The sequence below is a fragment of the Mesotoga sp. HF07.pep.5.2.highcov genome, from assembly GCF_003666285.1.
Taxonomy (GTDB): Bacteria; Thermotogota; Thermotogae; order Petrotogales; family Kosmotogaceae; genus Mesotoga; species Mesotoga prima.
Genome location: NZ_JFHJ01000495.1, coordinates 1 through 2,257 on the forward strand (window position 1 = coordinate 1; position 2,257 = coordinate 2,257).

The window sequence follows — 2,257 nt, forward strand, 5'->3', positions numbered from 1 at the left end:
AGCCCTTCTTCTTCACTAGCGTGGCAAGGTGCAACGCGCAGAGTTTCTCGAAAAAGATGAGCATATGGAGGTTACATGAAGAAAATCGTCTGGATCTTGATAATAATATCTCTCTTTTTCTCCTCCAAGATTCTTTCTAACGTACTAATTGAGGGCGAGAGATCTTTGCTGGATTATCTAGTCGAGGGGAAGGCCCTGAATATGGCGGTTGATATCTCTCTGATTCAGAGTGTCCAAGAAAAGGTTCCAGGAGAGATTCAAGCGGTTTTTCTTCTACCCGAAGGGTCGGTAAGAGTCATTACCGATTCCCATTTTGTCACGCTTTCGGAAACCGGTGAGATTTATGAGATTTATGAGATCACTGGATCGGGTACCACTTTGAAAGTTGGAATCATAGATGCGCTTTCTCTCGTATCTGTTCAGACAAGAGAGAATGTATTTGGCATCTTCCTGGTGCAGGAAGAGAATTCTTACTTCTGGCATGTTGTGACCGGGACTAGGACCTTCAGGCTCGCAAGCAGTTTTGCCTCTACTCTTAGTATAAAGTCAAATGAGGAAGCACTGGAAGAGATAAACAAGGGGTTGCAGAGATCTGAGGAGGTAAGGGAAAATCAGCATCCTTCCGAAAAGCCGGGTAAACCAGAAGATCCCGGAAAACCGGAAGATCCTGGAAAGCCTGATGATCCAGGTCCGCCAAATACACCTCCGGGAAAAGAAAACGGAAAGAAATGATGTCCTATGAAGTTACTGGTAGTTGAAGATGAAAAAAAGCTTCTTGAGAATGTGGCTGCTTTCCTCGAACGCAAAGGATTCCTTGTAGATACTGCGCAGGATGCAGAAGATGGGCTGGATCTAGCGCTTGAGAGAAACTATGATTGCATAATTCTTGATGTGATCTTACCCGGAATGGGCGGATATGAATTCTGCCGCTTCCTCAGAGAAGAGATCGGCTCCGACGTACCAATAATCATCATCACTGCCCTTGGGGAAATTGACAGTAGGATCGAGGGTCTCAAGATAGGAGCGGATGATTACTTGCCGAAACCATTCGACCTGAGAGAGCTTGAGGCAAGAGTCAGAGCGCTTATCAGGCGGAACCAACTTAGAAGTGAGCCTGTAATTCGATATGGGCCGTTGACATACGATTCAAGGAGCGGTGTTTTTAGTTGTTCGAAGAAGGAACTGTCGCTTACTTCCAGAGAATCCTCGATCCTAGAGCTTTTTTTAAGGAATCCCGGAACGGTCTTTAGCAGAGAGGAAATTACAGACAAGATCTGGGAAACTGGATTCGAGTCTCGGAGCAATATTGTCGACGTTTACATTCGATACATCAGAAGGAAGCTAGAGGCTGCAGGAATTCTAGATATTATACAGACGGTACCGGGAAAGGGGTATGGGTTGAGGAGAATGCGGGATGACGGTTAAGTCGAAAATCACTCTACTGTACCTCTTTACTTATGGTAGTATAGTCGTTTCGCTTGGACTGACCGTTTTCTTCGTTCTTAGAAATCTCGAGATGCGCAGAATAGACAATCTCTTAATTTCCTTCCACAATGACATTGTCAATACTTACAAATACGCAGGCGAGGAGAACAGACTGTTGACTCTTGCCGGGGATGAAGATCTGGGGTTTGCCATTTACACTGATGAAGTTCCGATTGCCAGTTTCCGTGCCGAACCGGAGTTTTTTAAGGCAGTAACCGGAAGCGGAACTAAAGGAGATTACCGATTTAGATCTTCATTTGAGATAATTGAAGGAAAGGAAGAAAAGTTCGTGACTTTCTACGATTTGGATGAGTCTCAGAAATATCTCAGATTTGTTTTTGTGACGATCGTAATCTTCTCTCTTCTGACCCTTCTGATTGTTAGCGTAGTCGGAATGGTGTTCACCAGAAAACTCATAAACCCTTTTGAAGAGGCAGGAAATCAGCTAGAGCGAATCAGCAGGAGTGGTCTGAAGAACTCTCGAGTCGAGCTTAGGAAGACCGGCGAAGAAGTTTCAAAACTTGAACGTGAGATCAACAAATCACTGATCAGAATCGAACAGTTGATAGAAGATGCGAAGCAGATGTCATCTAAGATTGCCCACGAGTTGCGTACACCGCTAGCAGTAATGAAAACAAATCTACAACTCTCTCTTACCAAGGATTTTTCTGAAGAGACAATTCGCGAAGCATTGAAATCGACTTTGGGAGAAGTTGATAAACTCATCCGATTGTCTGAAGATTATCTGCTTCTATCCCGCACTGAGAGTTCA

3 protein-coding genes are annotated in these 2,257 nt (G+C 44.4%); all 3 read left to right on the forward strand.

Annotated elements, in window-relative coordinates:
* Window positions 1-75: 75 nt before the first annotated feature.
* Complete coding sequence (locus tag BG32_RS10455) at window positions 76-732, forward strand: hypothetical protein (RefSeq protein ID WP_099772987.1); 657 nt, start codon at window positions 76-78, stop codon at window positions 730-732.
* Window positions 733-738: 6 nt separating this feature from the next.
* The gene (locus tag BG32_RS10460) at window positions 739-1,425 is read left to right on the forward strand and encodes a response regulator transcription factor (RefSeq protein ID WP_099772986.1); all 687 of its coding nucleotides are present in this window, start codon (window positions 739-741) and stop codon (window positions 1,423-1,425) included.
* Window positions 1,415-2,257, forward strand: an 843-nt coding sequence (locus tag BG32_RS10465; protein ID WP_121526800.1) for a histidine kinase dimerization/phospho-acceptor domain-containing protein, incomplete at its 3' end; no start/stop codon positions are given. The genes BG32_RS10460 and BG32_RS10465, both read left to right, overlap by 11 nt.